The 15,086-nt window shown below is 72.8% G+C and carries 14 protein-coding genes; 4 read left to right on the top strand and 10 right to left on the bottom strand.

The features are described 5' to 3' along the window. Positions 1 to 2: 2 nt before the first annotated feature. The 3 genes from ACIBQ6_RS28720 to ACIBQ6_RS28710 all read left to right on the top strand — a co-directional run bounded on the left by ACIBQ6_RS28720 (position 3) and on the right by ACIBQ6_RS28710 (position 3,272). The gene (locus ACIBQ6_RS28720; RefSeq protein WP_358295624.1) at positions 3 to 1,220 is read left to right on the top strand and encodes a cytochrome P450; all 1,218 of its coding nucleotides are present in this window, start codon (positions 3 to 5) and stop codon (positions 1,218 to 1,220) included. A 149-nt stretch (positions 1,221 to 1,369) separates the two neighbouring features. After that, the gene (locus tag ACIBQ6_RS28715) at positions 1,370 to 2,683 is read left to right on the top strand and encodes a cation:proton antiporter (protein ID WP_397215683.1); all 1,314 of its coding nucleotides are present in this window, start codon (positions 1,370 to 1,372) and stop codon (positions 2,681 to 2,683) included. A gap of 40 nt (positions 2,684 to 2,723) precedes the next feature. Next, complete coding sequence (locus ACIBQ6_RS28710) at positions 2,724 to 3,272, top strand: GNAT family N-acetyltransferase (protein ID WP_397215681.1); 549 nt, start codon at positions 2,724 to 2,726, stop codon at positions 3,270 to 3,272. A gap of 135 nt (positions 3,273 to 3,407) precedes the next feature. Here the strand turns inward: ACIBQ6_RS28710 and ACIBQ6_RS28705 are convergent, their stop codons facing one another. Together ACIBQ6_RS28705 and ACIBQ6_RS28700 are read right to left on the bottom strand one after the other, a co-directional pair. After that, positions 3,408 to 4,454, bottom strand: a complete 1,047-nt coding sequence (locus tag ACIBQ6_RS28705; protein ID WP_397215679.1) for a trypsin-like serine peptidase — start codon at positions 4,452 to 4,454, stop codon at positions 3,408 to 3,410. Positions 4,455 to 4,641: 187 nt separating this feature from the next. Next, positions 4,642 to 5,427 (bottom strand): SAM-dependent methyltransferase, encoded by a 786-nt coding sequence (locus ACIBQ6_RS28700; protein ID WP_397215676.1) that lies wholly within the window; start codon positions 5,425 to 5,427, stop codon positions 4,642 to 4,644. Positions 5,428 to 5,528: 101 nt separating this feature from the next. Between ACIBQ6_RS28700 and ACIBQ6_RS28695 the strand changes: the two genes are divergently transcribed. Continuing rightward, entirely contained in the window at positions 5,529 to 6,806 is a 1,278-nt protein-coding gene (locus ACIBQ6_RS28695; RefSeq protein ID WP_397215674.1) for an MFS transporter, read from the top strand. 45 nt (positions 6,807 to 6,851) lie between these two features. On the opposite strand, the gene ACIBQ6_RS28690 is transcribed toward ACIBQ6_RS28695, so the two are convergent. The 8 genes from ACIBQ6_RS28690 to ACIBQ6_RS28655 are packed head-to-tail and all read right to left on the bottom strand — an operon-like array spanning position 6,852 to position 15,084. Then, entirely contained in the window at positions 6,852 to 8,006 is a 1,155-nt protein-coding gene (locus ACIBQ6_RS28690; RefSeq protein WP_358295605.1) for an aminotransferase class I/II-fold pyridoxal phosphate-dependent enzyme, read from the bottom strand. Continuing rightward, on the bottom strand, positions 7,993 to 8,745 hold the full coding sequence (locus ACIBQ6_RS28685; protein WP_352359922.1) for a class I SAM-dependent methyltransferase: 753 nt from the start codon (positions 8,743 to 8,745) through the stop codon (positions 7,993 to 7,995). The genes ACIBQ6_RS28690 and ACIBQ6_RS28685 overlap by 14 nt, the downstream gene beginning before the upstream one ends. An 11-nt stretch (positions 8,746 to 8,756) precedes the next feature. Further along, a complete protein-coding gene (locus ACIBQ6_RS28680; protein ID WP_397215672.1) occupies positions 8,757 to 10,028 on the bottom strand; it encodes a class I SAM-dependent methyltransferase in 1,272 nt (423 codons plus the stop codon). An 18-nt stretch (positions 10,029 to 10,046) separates the two neighbouring features. Then, positions 10,047 to 11,030 (bottom strand): dTDP-glucose 4,6-dehydratase, encoded by a 984-nt coding sequence (gene rfbB, locus ACIBQ6_RS28675; protein ID WP_352327799.1) that lies wholly within the window; start codon positions 11,028 to 11,030, stop codon positions 10,047 to 10,049. 30 nt (positions 11,031 to 11,060) lie between these two features. Further along, positions 11,061 to 12,416, bottom strand: a complete 1,356-nt coding sequence (locus ACIBQ6_RS28670; protein WP_397215670.1) for a nucleotide disphospho-sugar-binding domain-containing protein — start codon at positions 12,414 to 12,416, stop codon at positions 11,061 to 11,063. A 5-nt stretch (positions 12,417 to 12,421) separates the two neighbouring features. Further along, positions 12,422 to 13,774: a condensation domain-containing protein gene (locus tag ACIBQ6_RS28665; protein ID WP_358295596.1), complete on the bottom strand. Its 1,353-nt coding sequence runs from the start codon at positions 13,772 to 13,774 to the stop codon at positions 12,422 to 12,424. After that, positions 13,771 to 14,868 carry a 4-hydroxyphenylpyruvate dioxygenase gene (gene hppD, locus ACIBQ6_RS28660; protein WP_358295593.1) on the bottom strand — a complete coding sequence of 366 codons (1,098 nt, stop codon included), beginning with the start codon at positions 14,866 to 14,868 and terminating at the stop codon, positions 13,771 to 13,773. The genes ACIBQ6_RS28665 and hppD overlap by 4 nt, the downstream gene beginning before the upstream one ends. Positions 14,869 to 14,871: 3 nt before the next feature. Further along, positions 14,872 to 15,084, bottom strand: a complete 213-nt coding sequence (locus ACIBQ6_RS28655) for an MbtH family protein (protein ID WP_397215668.1) — start codon at positions 15,082 to 15,084, stop codon at positions 14,872 to 14,874. Positions 15,085 to 15,086 lie beyond the last annotated feature (2 nt).

The following is a 15,086-nucleotide window of genomic DNA, read 5'->3' as shown; positions in this document are numbered from 1 at the left end:
CCATGGAACCCGAGTTCGTCCTCGACCCGGCCACCCTCGACCTGCACGACAGCGACGAGCGGCTGCGCCGGGCCGGCCCGCTCGTCCCGGTACGGGTGGAGGGGGTGCTGGCCTGGGCCGCCACCAGCCACGCGACGCTGGAGGCGGTGCTGTCGCACCCGGCGATGACGCGCGACATCCGGTACTGGGACCCGAAGGCCCGCGCCGCGGCCCCCCAGGGCACGTCGCTGATGCGGCTCGTCACCGACGCGTCCATGCTCAACGCCGACGGCGAGGAGCACCGGCGGCTGCGCGGCCCGCTGGTCAAGCTGTTCAGCGCGCGTCAGGTGCAGCGGATGGAGCCGTGGATCACCTCCATCGTCGGCGACCTGCTGGAGGACCTGGCGGCCAGGCCGCCGGGCGAGCCGGTGGACCTGCGCGCCGAGTACGCCTACCCGCTGCCGTTGCGCGTCATCGTCGAGATGCTGGGCGTGCCCGACTCCCACCGCGAGCGCCTGCGCGCGCTCACCGACGAGGTGGTGCAGCTCGACCAGAGCCCGCCGGACAGCCCGGAGGGTCGCAGGGCGCTGTTCGAGCTGGTCGGCGAGATCATCGAGGTGCGGCGCGGCACGCCCGGCGAGGACCTGACGAGCGAGCTGATCGCGCTGCACGCCCAGGGCCGGCTGGACGACGCCGAGCTGCGCGACACCGTGCAGGTGCTGCTGATCGCCGGCCACGTCACGACGATCAACCTGATCGCGCACGCCGTGCGCGCCCTGCTGGGCCGTCCGGAGCAGCTCGAACTGCTGCGTTCGGGGGCCGTGCCGTGGAGCGCGGCGGTGGAGGAGGCGCTGCGCTGGGAGTCGCCCAACGCCTACTTCCCGATGCGCTACGCCATGGAGGACGTGGAGATCGAGGGCGTCCGGCTGCGGGCGGGCGAGGCGGTGCTGGCCTGCTTCTCCGCCGCCGGGCGCGACCCCGAGCGGTTCGGCGCGAACGCCGCCGACTTCGACGTGACCAGGCCGGCCGTGCCGCATCTGGCGTTCGGGCACGGGCCGCACTTCTGCCTGGGCGCGCCGCTGGCCCGGTTGCAGGCCGAGGTGGCGTTGCCGGCCCTGTTCGCGACGTTCCCCGAGATGCGGGCCGCCGGGCCGCTGGACGACCTGCCCCGGCTCACCTCGCTGCTGGACAACGGCGTGCGCGCCCTGCCGGTGCTGCTCGGCCCGCGCGCGACCGGCTGAGCTCCGCCGGTTTCTCCGTGATTGCGGATCTTCGTGGGCTGCCTTCTCGGAGATTGCCGCATGCGAACGGGTCCGTTGCGGCGTCCGCGCCGGGCGTTCTTTGCTGAATATCCGGGTTCGGAAACCAGGATCGACCTCCAGGGGTATTCATGCAGACGCCCATCGCCCCCATCGGCGCGCACGGCATGCTCGTGTTCCTGTTGCAGATCGGAGTGCTGCTCGGCCTGGCCCTGGGGCTCGGGGCGCTGGCGGCCCGGTTCCGGCTGCCCGCCGTGGTGGGCGAGCTGTTCGCCGGGGTCGTGCTCGGGCCGTCGATCCTGGCGCACGTCGCGCCGGACCTCCAGCGCTGGCTCTTCCCCGCCGACCCCGGCCAGTTCCACCTGCTGGACGCCGTCGGGCAGGTCGGCGTGCTGCTGCTGGTCGGGCTGACCGGCATCCACATGGACCTGAACCTGGTGCGCCGGCGGGCGGCCACCGCGGCCGGGATCAGCGTGGGCGGCCTGGTCATCCCGCTCGGGCTCGGCATCGCCACCGGGTTCCTGCTGCCCCGGATGATCGTCCCCGACGGCACCGACGCGACGGTGTTCGCGCTGTTCATGGGCGTGGCGATGTGCGTGAGCGCGATCCCCGTGCTGGCCAAGACGCTGATGGACATGCGGCTGCTGCACCGCAACATCGGCCAGCTCACGCTCACCGCCGGAATGATCGACGACGCGTTCGGCTGGTTCATGCTCTCGATCGTCAGCGCCATGGCCGTCAACGCGGTCAGCACCGGCACCGTGCTCACCTCGCTGGCCTACCTGGTGGCCATCGTCGTAGTGGCCCTGACCGTCGGGCGTCCGCTGGTGCGCGGTGCGATGCGGCTGGCGGCCCGGTCGCCCGAGGCGGGCCCGACGGTCGGCATGGCGATCGTGCTGCTCGTGCTGGCCTCGGCCGGGACGCACGCGCTCGGCCTGGAGTCGGTCTTCGGCGCGTTCGTGATGGGCATGCTCATCGGCGGCGCGGGACGGGTGGACCCGGCCCGGCTGGCGCCACTGCGCACGGTGACGCTGTACGGATTCGCCCCCGTCTTCTTCGCCACCGCCGGGCTGCGGATGGACCTGACCGCGCTGACCCGCCCGCCGGTGCTGCTGGCCGGGCTCGCGGTGCTGGCCGTCGCGATCGTCGGCAAGTTCGTCGGCGCGTACGCAGGCGCCCGGCTGAGCCGGCTCAACCGCTGGGAGGCGCTGGCCCTGGGCGCCGGGCTCAACGCGCGCGGCGTGATCGAGGTCGTGGTGGCCATGGTCGGCCTGCGGCTGGGCATCCTCAGCGTCGAGGCGTACACGCTGGTGGTGCTGGTCGCGATCGTCACCTCGCTGATGACGCCGCCCATCCTGCGCGCGGCGATGGCCCGGGTGGAGCAGACGGCCGACGAGGAGATCCGCGAGACGGCCCACCGCGCCTGGACCACCACGGCGAGCTGACGGGGACGACGCCTCGCGCGGCACGCCCTAAGGTTGCCCCATGTCCGAAACGCCGTCACGGGTGGAGCTGCACCCGCTCACCCTCTCCGACCAGGACGAGTTCTGCTCGCTCGTCCGGGCCAGCGCCGAACTGCACCGGCCGTGGATGCAGCTGCCCTCGACCGCCGAGGAGTTCCGGACCTGGATGCGCCGCTTCGACGACGGCCTCAACCTGGGCTTCCTGATCCGCGTCCGGGAGAGCGGCGCCGCGGCGGGCACGGTCAACATCAACTCGATCATCCGGGGCCGCTACCAGGGGGCGTCCCTCGGCTATGCGGCCTTCGCCCCGTCGGCCGGGCGCGGCTACATGACCGACGGGCTCACCCTCGCCCTGCGGCACGCGTTCGGCGACCTGCGGCTGCACCGCCTGGAGGCCAACATCCAGCCGGCGAACAAGGCGTCTCTGGCCCTGGCCCGGCGGCTGGGCTTCCGTTACGAGGGGCTGTCGCCCGACTACCTCTACATCGACGGCGCCTGGCGCGACCACGAACGCTGGTCCATCACCGCGCCGAGCCCCTGGCAGCCCGATCCCTCCCTGCCGGAGGTCTGATCGTCTCAAGGAGGCGTCAGGGCGACGGCCCCGCTCCCGCGCGACTCAGCGGGACGAACACCGCGGCCGGCACCGTCAGCCAGGCGGCGATCACGAGATAGTCCCAGCGGGCCGCCACCAGCCGCGCGTCCCGGGTCAGCCGGAGACGTACGTGATGGAGCCGGTCCAGCGGTTTGCCGCGTCCCGGTAGACCTGGAACAGCCCGGTGTCGAAGTACGGGGAGATGCCGGTGTCGTACCGCCCGTCGGCGTCGGTGTCGGCGACGCTGATCGTCAGGCCGGTCAGGTAGCCGGCGCGGGTCTCGGCGTCGTACCCGGTCACCCACGCCGCCCCGAGCGAGGCCGTGAACGGCGAGTCCACGCCGACGGGCCGGTCCGCGCGCAGGCCGGAGGGCTTGACCGCGAACGTCGGCCCGGTCGAGCGTTCGAGGATCTGGCCCGTATATGGGCCGGAGCCGTCGGGGTGCGGCCCGGAGGGGTGGCCGAAGACGTCGGCCGCGGGCGGGAGCGGCTGGTTGGCCGCGATCCCGAGGCCGCCGACGTTGTCGCCGAGGCGGCCGACGGTGGTCAGCGTGTCCGGGGCGGACAGGACGACGCCGCTGTGGACGGTGGCGAAGGCGTAGTCCCGGTCGAAGTCGTGCAGGTCCTCGAAGTCGTAGTGGGTGATGCCCTGCTTGCCGACATACAGGCCGTAGGGGGTGGCGCCGCCGGAGTAGGCGGGGACGAAGACCCACTTGCCGAGCGCGCCCATCGGGGCCTCGATGTCGAACACGCAGTGGCCCGCGGTGGCCACCAGGTTGCGGTAGGCCGACTGCACCGAGGTGCCGGTGCACCAGTGGGGCAGGCCGTCGCCGCCGATGAAGAACACCTTGCCGGACGTCACGACCTCGTCGCCGGGCGGCGGGTTCTCGGCCCCGACAGGCGGGGTGCTGACCGCGGGCCCGTCCGGGACGACGCCGGTGGACAGGCGCTCGGCCCCCATCGCCGCGGCCAGCACGGTGTACGGCGTGGCGGCCCGCAGGTTGGCGGCGTCGTCGGCGAGCCAGAACCCGGCCACCTCCCTGGCCTTGTCCACGACGGTGGCCAGCGGGACCGTCGCGACGGTGGCCGCCCGCGCGGGCCCGGCCACGACGACGGGGGTCAGCAGGCTCAGCGCGGCGGCTGACGCGATCATTGCACGCATCAAGGACATCTCTCCGTCCGGTGGGGCCGGCCGGACGGCCCGGCCGGCGAACACCAAGATCGTAAGCACGGCCGGCGACGGCAGCCAGCAAGTTTTAGATCACATGTTCGAAACGGTGGGGCGAGCAGAAACACGCGTGGCCCACCACCCGGAGGTGATGGGCCACGTCGGAGGGAAGCCGCGCGGGTCAGGACCGTTTGCGGCCCACCGCGCACAGGTGGTAGTCGCCGTCGATCGGGGACGGGTCGGTGTCGGGGTCGGGACGCCACTCGCGGGTGTTGACGACGCCCGGCTCCAGGAGGTCGAAGCCGTCCAGCATGGAGGCGAACACCGACCGCCTGCGGGCCGTGAACGGCGAGGTCGCGTTGCGGTAGACGGCGCTGACGTCGTCGGCCTTGCTGGGCATGGTGTCGGGGGCGACGTGCGTCAGCACGATGTGACTGCCCGCGGGCAGCAGGTCGCGGTAACGGTGGACGACGCCCACCGGGTCCTCGGCGTCGGTGACGAAGTGCAGCAGCGAGACCACCAGCAGCGCGATCGGCCGGGAGAAGTCCAGCACCTGCGCCGCCCGCTCCATGACGGCCTCCGGCCGCCGCAGGTCGCCCTCCTGGACGGTGACGTCGGGCGAGTGGCCGAGCAGGGCGCGGGAGTGGGTGAGCACGACCGAGTCGTTGTCCACGTAGACGATCTTCGCGCCCTCGATCACCTCGTGCACGTGGCCCGCGGTCGGCAGCCCCGACCCGATGTCGAGGAACTGGTCGACGCCCGCCTGCCGCAGGTGGCGCACGGCGCGCTGGAGGAAGGCCCGGCTGTTGCGGGCGTCGCCCCTGATCTCGGGGATGATCGACAGCACCTTCTCCGCGGCGGCCCGGTCGGACGCGAAGTTGTCCTTCCCGCCGAGGTAGTAGTCGTACATCCGCGCCACGTTGGGCACCGCGGCGCTGACGCCCGGCGGGACTCGGTCACTCATCATGTGCCAAACCTAGACGATCTAGGGCTGACGTTGGGATGATCTCTGCCATGTTAGGTCTCGACCCCGCGACGGGGATCAGCAGGACCAACCTCTGGGCATGCATGGGGCTCGGGCTCCTCGGCACGGCGGTCATCACGTTCCTGCCGGCCGCCCAGCCGTACCTGCTCACCGACGCGCTGGGGCTGTCCGGCGACGACCTGGGCCGCACGACCGGCTACCTCCAGGTCGCCGCGGAGGCGGCGCTCATCCTGAGCCTGGCCTGGTACGGCGCGCTCGCCGACCGGATCGGCCGGCGGCCGGTCGCCGTGGCGGGGCTGCTGCTGTGCGCCCTGGGCGCGGCGCTCTACCCGTTCGCGGGCAACGTCGCCGTCCTGGTCGCCCTGCGGGTCGTGTTCGCCCTCGGGATCGCCGCCCTGAACGTCACCATGTCCGCGATCACCGCCGACTACGTGCGCGACCGCGCGCGCGGCAAGGCCTACGGCTGGCTCGGCCTGTTCAGCGGCATCGGCGCGGTGATCGCGGTGCTGGTGCTGGTACGCCTGCCGAACATGCTGGAGGGCGGCGGCATGGCCCCGGCCACGGCGGCCAGGGTGGGCTTCCTGGTGGTCGCCGGGCTGGTGCTGCTGGGCGCGCTGGCCCTGCGCGGCACGCTGGCCCCCGGCCTGGCCACGTCCGTCGAGCCGCCCGCCGGGCACTCGGCCGGGCAGCAGGCCGGTGAGCGGGCCGGGCTGGGCCGGCTGGTCGTCGAGGGCGTGCGGCTGGCCCGCGACCCCGGCGTGGCGCTGTCGTACGCGGCGTCCTTCGTGGCCAGGGCCGACCTGGCGCTGGTGGCGAGCTTCCTGTCGTTGTGGATCGTGGACTACGCCAAGGCCGTGCGCGGCCTGTCCGCCACCGAGGCCCTGGCCAAGAGCGGCGCGATCGTGGGCATCGCGTACATGGTGATCGTGGTGGGCGCGCCGCTGTTCGGCTGGCTCGGCGACTGGATGCGGCGGCAGGACGTGGTGATCCTGGCCCAGGCGCTGGCCGGGGCCGCGTACCTGTCGACGCTGCTGGTCAGCGATCCGCTCGGGCCGGGGATGATGCTGGTGGCGGCGGCCGTCGGGCTGGGCGAGATCGGCGTCATCACCACGGCGGGCCCGCTGCTGGCCCAGCAGGTGCCGGCCCGCTACCGGGGCTCCAGCTTCGGCGTCCAGACGCTCTGCGGCGCGATCGGCATCTTCGTCATCTCCGGCGTCGGCGGCTGGCTCTACGACCTGTGGCGGCCCGCGGCCCCCTTCGCGCTGGCGGGCGCGTGCGGCCTGCTGGTCGCCCTGTTCGGCCTGGCCGTCCGCCGCCGGGTGACCCCCGTCCCCGAGGCGGAACCCAGCCGTACGGCCTGACCGCTGGACGAGGGCGCCCCGTCAAGGAGGCGCCCTCGTCGCAGGTCAGGCGACCAGCCGGCGGTCGGCCGCCCGGACCGTCTCCCGGACGACGCGGCAGATGCCGGCGATGTGCCCGGCGTCCACCGTGGGACCGGTCGGCAGGGACAGGACGCGGGCGGCCAGGCCCTCGGCGCGGGGCAGGGGCAGCGGGAAGTGCCTGCCCGGGTCCGACCGGTACGGCTCGACCTGGTGGCAGATCGGGGAGAAGTAGCGGCGCGCGTGCACGTTCTCCACCAGCAGCGCCGCCAGCACCGCGTCCCGCGACACGCCGGCGACGGCCTCGTCCACCTCGATGACCAGGTACTGGAAGTTGGCCCGTTCGCCGGGCGCCTGGCCGCGCACCACGACGCCCGGCAGCCCGGCGAGCAGTTCCTCGTAGACCCGCTGGTTGCGCCGGTTGGCCTCGACGATCGTGTCGATGGCCTCCAGCGAGGTCAGCCCCATGGCCGCGTGGAACTCGCTCATCCGGGCCACCGTGCCGGCCCCGGAGATCTGCCCGGCCGCGTCGATGCCCTGGTTGCGCAGCTCCCTGACCCGCGCGGCCAGGTCGTCGTCGTCGGTGACGATCGCGCCGCCCTCGACGCTGTTGACGAACTTGGTGGCGTGGAAGCTGAAGATCTCGGCGTCCCCGGACGTCCCGATCGGCCTGCCCCGGTAGGTGCAGCCGAGCGCGTGCGCCGCGTCGAACAGCAGGACGAGCCCGTGCGCGCGGGCCAGGCGCTCCAGGGCGTCCACGTCGCACGGGTAGCCGAAGACGTGCACGCCGAGGATGCCCCGGGTGCGCGGGCCGATCAGGCGCTCGACGTGGTCGGGGTCGGCGTTGCCGGTGATCTCGTCGGAGTCGCAGAAGACCGGGACGATGCCGATCCACTCCAGCGCGTGGGCGGTGGCCACCCAGGTGAAGGAGGGGACGATCACCTCGTCGCCCGGCCGCAGCCCGGCGGCCCTGGCCGCGATCTGGATGCCGGTGGTGGCGTTGCAGGTCGCCACCGCGTGCCGGGCGCCGGTCAGGTCGGCCAGGCGCGCCTCGAACTCGCGCACCAGCGGGCCGTTGTTGGTCAGCCAGAGCCGGTCGAGCACGCCGCCGAGCCGTTCCAGCAGGCGCGCCCGCTCCCCCGCGTTCGGCCGCCCGACGACGAGGGGCTCACCGGAGGCCATCGCCGGCCTCCTCGCGCACGCCGACGAACAGCCCGGGGCTGTTGGGCCGGCCGTCGGCCAGCTTGAACGCGGGCCGGAACTCGGCCCGGCAGCCCGCCTTGGCGAACGCCTCCAGGTACTGGTCGCAGGTGAACAGGCTGGAGTAGAGGACCTCGGCGAACTCCTTGAAACCCGAGGCGTCGGCGACCCTGAACCGCACCTCCAGCCGGCTCTTGCCGCCCTCCCTGCGCGAGTGCGTCATGCGGGAGATGACGAGCCCCTCCTCCACCAGCGTGTGGCCGCCGACGTGCCCGTCGAGGAAGTTCTCCGGGAAGTACCAGGGCTCGACGACGAGGACGCCGCCGGGCGCCAGGTGGGCCGCCATCCGGCCGACGGCCTCCACCAGCTCGTCGTAGGAGCCCAGCTCGCCGACGGCGTTGCCCATGCAGGTCACGGCGTCGAAGGTGCGTCCGAGGTCGAAGGTGCGCATGTCGCCGGCGTGCAGCGGCACGCCGGGCAGCCGCCGTCCGGCGACCTCCCGCATGTCGGGCGACAGCTCGACCCCCTCGACATGGTCGAAGAGCTTGGCGAAGGTCTCCAGGTGCGCGCCGGTGCCGCAGGCGACGTCGAGCAGCGAGGCCGCGTGCGGCGACCGTTCCCTGATGATCCGGTCGAGCTCCCGGGCCTCGCCCTCGAAGCTCTTGCCGCGGCTGCGGAAGACGCGGTCGTAGTACTCGGCGTGGTCGGATCCGTATTCCATGCAGATCTCCTTCAGGCCACCGCCGGGACGGGCTCGGCCGTCACGACCCTCGGCTGCGGGATGGGGATGATGAACTTGCCGCCGCGGCGCAGGAAGTCCTGCTCCTTGGAGATGATCTCGTCGGCGTAGTTCCAGGCGAGCAGCAGGTAGTAGTCGGGCTGCTGGTCGCGGGCCTGCTCGGGCGAGCGGCACGGGATGCGGGTGCCGGGCAGCAGCCGGCCGTGCTTGAGGCTGGTGGTGTCGCTGCAGAAGCGCACCTCGGCCGGTCCGAGCTCGCAGAACTGCAGCAGGGTGGTGCCCTTGGACGGCGCGCCGTACCCCGCGACGGTCAGGCCGCGCCCGGCCAGGTCGCGCACGAGGTCGCCGATCTGCTTGATCACCTGGTGGGCGCGCTCGGCGAAGGCCAGGTAGGCCTCGTCGGAGTCGAGGCCGCTCTGCCGCTCAAGCGACAGCAGCCGGTTCACGGAGGGGCGGGCAGGGTGGGCCGAGCCCTCCCTGGCGGCGAAGACGACGATCGAGCCGCCGTGCACGGCCGCCCGCTCGACGTCCACGATGCGCAGGCCGTGCCGCGCGAACAGATGGCTCAGCGTGGTGACCGAGTAGTACGACAGGTGCTCGTGGTAGATCGTGTCGAACTGGTTCTCCTCCAGCAGGTCCAGCAGGTACGGGACCTCGATCGCGACCAGCCCCTCGGGGGCCAGCACGGCGGTGGCGCCGTCCAGCACGTTGTGCACGTCGTCGATGTGGGCGAAGCACTGGCGGCCGAGCACCAGCTTGGCCTCGCCCTGCTCGGCGTGGATGCGGCGGCCCTGGTCGGCGCCGAAGAACTCGGGCAGCGTGCGCACGCCGCGGGCGTTGGCGATCTCGGCCAGGTTCTCGGCCGGGTCCACGCCGACGACCCGCTGCCCCTGCTCCTGGAAGAGCGCGAGCTGCAGGCCGACGTTGCTGCCCAGCTCGACGACCAGCTCGCCGGGCGCGAGCCCGGCCCGGCGGGTGCACCAGCCGACGATGCGCCGCATGTGGCCGGTCATCTGGTCGGACTCGGAGGTGACGTACACATAGTGCCGGAACAGCACGTCGGGCCTGATCACGTGCCGGATGGCCATCAGCCGGCAGTTGCGGCACACGATGACGTCCACGGGGTAGGCGGGCTCCTCGGCCGGCAGGTCGGCGGGGTCGAGGAAGCCGTTGGCCAGCGGCACGGACCCGAAGGAGGTGACCTCCAGCCAGTCGTCGCGCCCGCAGACCCGGCACGTGTCAAGACGTCGGACAATGTCCTGCATGGCTTCTCCTCATGATCTTCAGTGGGCGGCCACGGCGAGCTCGCGATGCTTGAGCGGTTCCCACCAGGACCGGTTGTCCCGGTACCACGCGACGGTCGCGGCCAGCCCGGTCTCGAAGTCGACCGACGGCGCGTAGCCCAGCTCCCGCTCGATCTTGGAGATGTCGAGGGAGTAGCGCAGGTCGTGCCCCGGCCGGTCGGGGACGTGCTCGACCATGTCCCAGCCCGCGCCGCACGCCTCCAGCAGGCGGGCGGTCAGCTCCAGGTTGCTCAGCTCGCTGCCGCCGCCGATGTGGTAGACCTCGCCGGCCCGGCCGCGGTCGAGGACCATGCGGATGGCCCGGCAGTGGTCGGAGACGTGCAGCCAGTCGCGCCGGTTGCCGCCGTCGCCGTACAGGGGCACCCGGCGGCCTTCGAGCAGGTTGGTGACGAACAGCGGGATGACCTTCTCGGGGAACTGGTAGTGGCCGTAGTTGTTGGTGCAGCGGGTGATCACGACGTCCAGGCCGAGCGTGCGGTGGAAGGCCAGCGCGAGCAGGTCCGAGCCGGCCTTGGAGGCCGCGTACGGCACGTTCGGCGCGAGCGGCGTCTCCTCGGTCCACGAGCCTTCGGCGATGGAGCCGTACACCTCGTCGGTGGAGACGTGCACGAAGCGGCCGACGCCGTGCCGCAGGGCCGCCTCCAGCAGGGTCTGGGTGCCCAGCACGTTGGAGCGCACGAAGCCGGTCGCGCTGACGATCGACCGGTCGACGTGCGTCTCGGCGGCGAAGTGCACGATCGCGTCCTGCCCGGCCACCACCTCGTCGGCCACGAGCGGGTCGGCGGTGTCGCCCTGCACGAAGCGCAGCCCCGGGTGGCCGGCCACCGGGTCGAGGTTCTCCAGGTTGCCGGAATAGGTGAGCTTGTCCAGGACGGTGACCCGCGTGCCCGGCGAGTCGCGCAACGTGGCTCTGACGAACTCCGAGCCGATGAAACCGGCGCCGCCGGTGACCAGGATCCGCAACTGTCCGCCTCCTGTCTGAGGGGTCGACGGCTACCGGGCGGCGGCGGTCAGCCGCTCCAGCTCCGCGACGATGTCGGTCGGGCTCGGCGTGGCCAGCCAGTCCTGGTGGATGGCGGCCGCGCCCTTGGTGAACGAGGGGTCCTTCAGCACGCGCAGCAGCTCGTCGCGGATCTCGGCCGCGGACTGCGTCTGGTGGTTGATCCGCACGCCGGCGCCGCGCGTGGTGACGTACCGGGAGGTTCGGGTCGAGGTGAGCTGTTTCTGGCACTGGAGCTGCCAGTCGATGCCGCCCTCGACGGGGGTGCCGACGAGCCGGTTGTGCTCGTCGGTGTCGCAGACGACCTGCGGGACGTTCATGGCCGAGGCGGCCGCGAAGGTGCCGATCGAGCCGTGGTGGATGATCGCCGAGCAGGTCGGCAGGAGCTGGTCGAGCGGCACGTAGTCGAACACGCGCACGTTGGCGGGCAGCGGGCGGTCCAGGTCGAGCAGCTGGTTGGCGTCCAGGGTGGCGACGACCTCGGCGTCCAGGCCGTCCACGGCCTCCATCAGCTTGGCGGTGCGCCCCCAGTCGCCCTTGAAGAACGTGCGCATCGACACGCCCAGCGAGATCGCCACCCGCGGCCGCTCCGGCGGTCGCCGCAGCCACTCCGGGACGACGCTCGCCCCGGTGTAGGGGACGTACCGGACGGGCAGGCGGCGCACGCCGGGCGTGGGCAGGCTCATCCCGGGCGGGAACGGGTCCACCGTCCAGTCGCCGAGCAGCAGGTTGTCGTCGACGGTCACGCCGTACCTGTCGGCCAGCGGGCCGATCACCCCGGTCATGGGGTTCCGCTCGCCGCTGCCGGCGAACTTGTCCGCGGCCCAGGCGGTGTAGTCGGGGGCCAGCAGCGTACGGGCGTGGGCGGCGCCGCAGACCCGGGCCGCCACCGCGCCGCACGGGAACCACGGGTCCCACAGGACGAGGTCGGGCCGCCACTCGCGGGCGAACTCGACGACGGCCCGCACGTCCTGGCGGGGCTCCGGCGGATGGTAGTTGCGCATGGTCAGCAGCGCGAAGTGGTAGAAGACATCCCAGGGCGGGCGTTCCGCCTCGGTGATGCCGAGCGCGGCGACCAGGCGCTCCGACTCCTCGATCGTCGGGATCAGCCCGGCGAACCCGGGGTAGCCGCGGTCGTGCACCGACAGCGGCTCGGGCGCGCCGCAGGAGACCGCGGTCAGCCCGGCCGCGTTCACCGACCGGTGGAAGTCGGGCACCGAGACCCCGGTGTCGACGCCCGGCGGGGCCGCCACCACCACCTGGTGCCCGGCCGCCTGCAACGCCCAGGCGTAGGGCACGATCGGCAGGAAGTGCGCCGTCGCGGGGAAGACGGTGAACATCACGCGCATGGCGATCACTCCAGAGGCGAGTCGGGGGCGGCCAGGCCGGCGCGCAGGATCTCGCCGAAGTCGGCCACCATCGTCACGATCGTGCTCTCGGTGAACAGGTTGCTGTTGTAGGCGAAGTTGCCGAAGATCTCGCCGGAGGGGGCGATGTCGAAGGTGAGCAGCGCGCCGTCGGGGATGTCGGTGCCGTTGGGCTGGTCCAGCAGGCGTTCGCGGACCTCGGCGATCTCCAGGTCGCCGACGCGCTCGCCGTCCAGGCCGGTGGCGAACTGCCAGACCTGGAGCGCGCACAGCGCCTTGCTCTCCAGCGCGGCGTCGGCCATCAGCTCGGGCGCCTCGGCCACGATCTGCAGGAACGGGATCTCGTTGGCGTAGGAGTCCATGCAGGTGCGGCGGGAGCGCTCGACGACCTGCCGGAAGGTGGCGCAGCCGTCGAGGCCGGTGCGCAGCGGCAGGAAGTTGAAGAACGGCCCCACGGTCTCCTGGAACTCCGGCTGCCCGCGTCCGGAGCTGATCACCGGGACGACCAGGTCGGTGGCCCCGGTGATCCGGCTGAGCAGCACGTTGTAGGCGGCCAGCAGCACCATGAACGGCGAGCTGCGCATCGTCCTGGCGTAGCTGATCACCCGGGCGGAGACGTCCTTGGGCAGCGAGAACCGGTGGACCGGGCAGAGCTTGGCCAGCCCGGCCGACCTGGCGTGGTCGGTGGGGACGGCCAGCATGCGCGCGCCGCGCAGCCGCTCGGCCCAGAAGTCGCGGGCGGCCTGGGTCTCGGCGCTGCCGGCCTGCTCCTGCTGCCGTCCGGCGTACTCGTGGTAGGGCCGGGGCTCGGGCAGCGGCGGCACGGCGTGGCCGCGGCGCTCGGCGTAGCGGGTGACGATGTCGCGGATGAGCAGCTGCATGGACCAGCCGTCGCCCGCGGTGTGGTGCACGATCAGCGCCAGCACCGCGTCCTCGTCGTCGAACCGGCCGAGGATGGCGCGCAGGTGCGGCAGCTCCTGGAGGCTGTAGGAGCCGGCCTCGACCTCGGTCAGCAGCTCCTCGGCCCGCAGCGCGCGCTCCTCGGGGGCGGCGGCCGGCAGGTCGACCACCAGCAGCCGGGCCGGCGCGGACGGCTGCCGCACCTGGTACGCCTCCCCCTCCCCCCGGGTGATCGTCATGTTGAGCGCGTCGTGCCGGTCGGCGACGTCGTCCATGGCGAGCTGGAGGGTGTCGACGTCGATGCGGCCGCGCAGGCGCCAGCCGACGACGATGTTGTAGCGGGCGCTGAAGGGCCCCTGGGCGTCGCCCTGGTCGAACAGGCGCAGGAAGTGCTGGGTGTAGGACAGGGGGTACCGGATCGCCGGCGGGGAAATGGTCATGCTGCCGCCTCCGTGCGGGCATCGCGTCGGCCGCTGCGCTGGAGCTCCACGGCCCGGTAGAGGGCGCTGATGTTGCCGCTGCCGAAGCTGCGGGCGCCCAGTCGCTCGATGAGTTCGAAGAAGAAGGTGTCGCGGGGGTGGGTCGAACGGGCGAAGATCTGGTAGAGCTGCCCGTCGTGGTCCTCGTCGACGAGGATGTCGAGCCGGGCCAGGTCCTCCAGCCGGTACTTCACCGGCCGGACCCGTTCGGCGAGCAGGCTGTAGTAGACGTCGGGGGCGGTCAGGAACTCCACCCCGCGGGCCGCGGTGCCCTCCACCGCGGTCACGATGTCGGCGGCGGCCAGCGCCAGGTGCTGCACGCCCGCGCCGCCGTGGTCGCGCAGGAACTCGTCGATGTGGCCGGGCGTCCTGGTCACGTCCGGCTCGATCAGCGTGAACGTCACCTCGCCGCGGCCGCGGCTGCGGACGACCTTGGTGGTCATGGCCTGCGAGCCGACGGCGATGCGCTCGGCGAAGGTGAGGTCGAAGCCGAGGACCCGCCGGTACCACTCGACGGTGGCGTCGAGCTCCCCGGCCGGGACGCACACGGCCAGGTGGTCCACCTCCCGCAGCCCGAGTGCGGAATCGGCCGGCCCTGGGCCGGTCGGCCCGGTGTCGCGGAAGCCGGGCAGCGCGCGCTCCCGCGCCCCGGCCGGGCGCTGCACGAACGTGTGCAGCACGTCGCCGAACCCGTGGACGGCGGCCGTGACGAAGCCGTCGCGCCCGGCGGGGGCCGAGACCGGACGGGCGCCGCGCCGCACCGCCTCGTGGTAGGCGGCCGCGGCGTCGGGCACGCCCAGCGCGATGTCGGACACGCCGTCGCCGTGCCGGTCGAGGTAGCCGGCGCCGGGGTGGTCGGCGGCCAGCGGCTGGGTGAGCACGAACCTGATCCGGTTCGCGCCCAGGGCCGCCGCGCGGGCCCGGCCGTCCTGGGCGGTGGCGTAGGCCGCCAGGCCCAGGGAGCCGGTCAGCCGGGCGGTCTCGCCGTCCAGGTCGCCGACGTAGAAGCCGATGTGGTCCAGGCGCAGGTCGTCGAAGATCGTCGTGGTGGTCATGGGCTATCCGGCGTCCGTCCGGGCGGCGAGACCGCGCGGGCGCAGGTCCGTCCAGTGGGCGGTGACGTACTCGGTGCAGGCGTCGCGGACGGCGGGGCCGAAGGCGACCTGCCATCCCGCGGGCACGTCGGCGAAGGCGGGCCACAGGCAGTGCCGGCCCTCGTGGTTCACCAGCACGCGGAAGGCCGCGTCCCGGTCGTCGAATGGGTTGCTCATCT

Origin of the sequence: Nonomuraea sp. NPDC049655 (assembly GCF_044465465.1) — a bacterium.
In the GTDB taxonomy this organism is placed as follows: domain Bacteria; phylum Actinomycetota; class Actinomycetes; order Streptosporangiales; family Streptosporangiaceae; genus Nonomuraea.
This window is presented reverse-complemented; position numbering and strand designations above follow the sequence as displayed.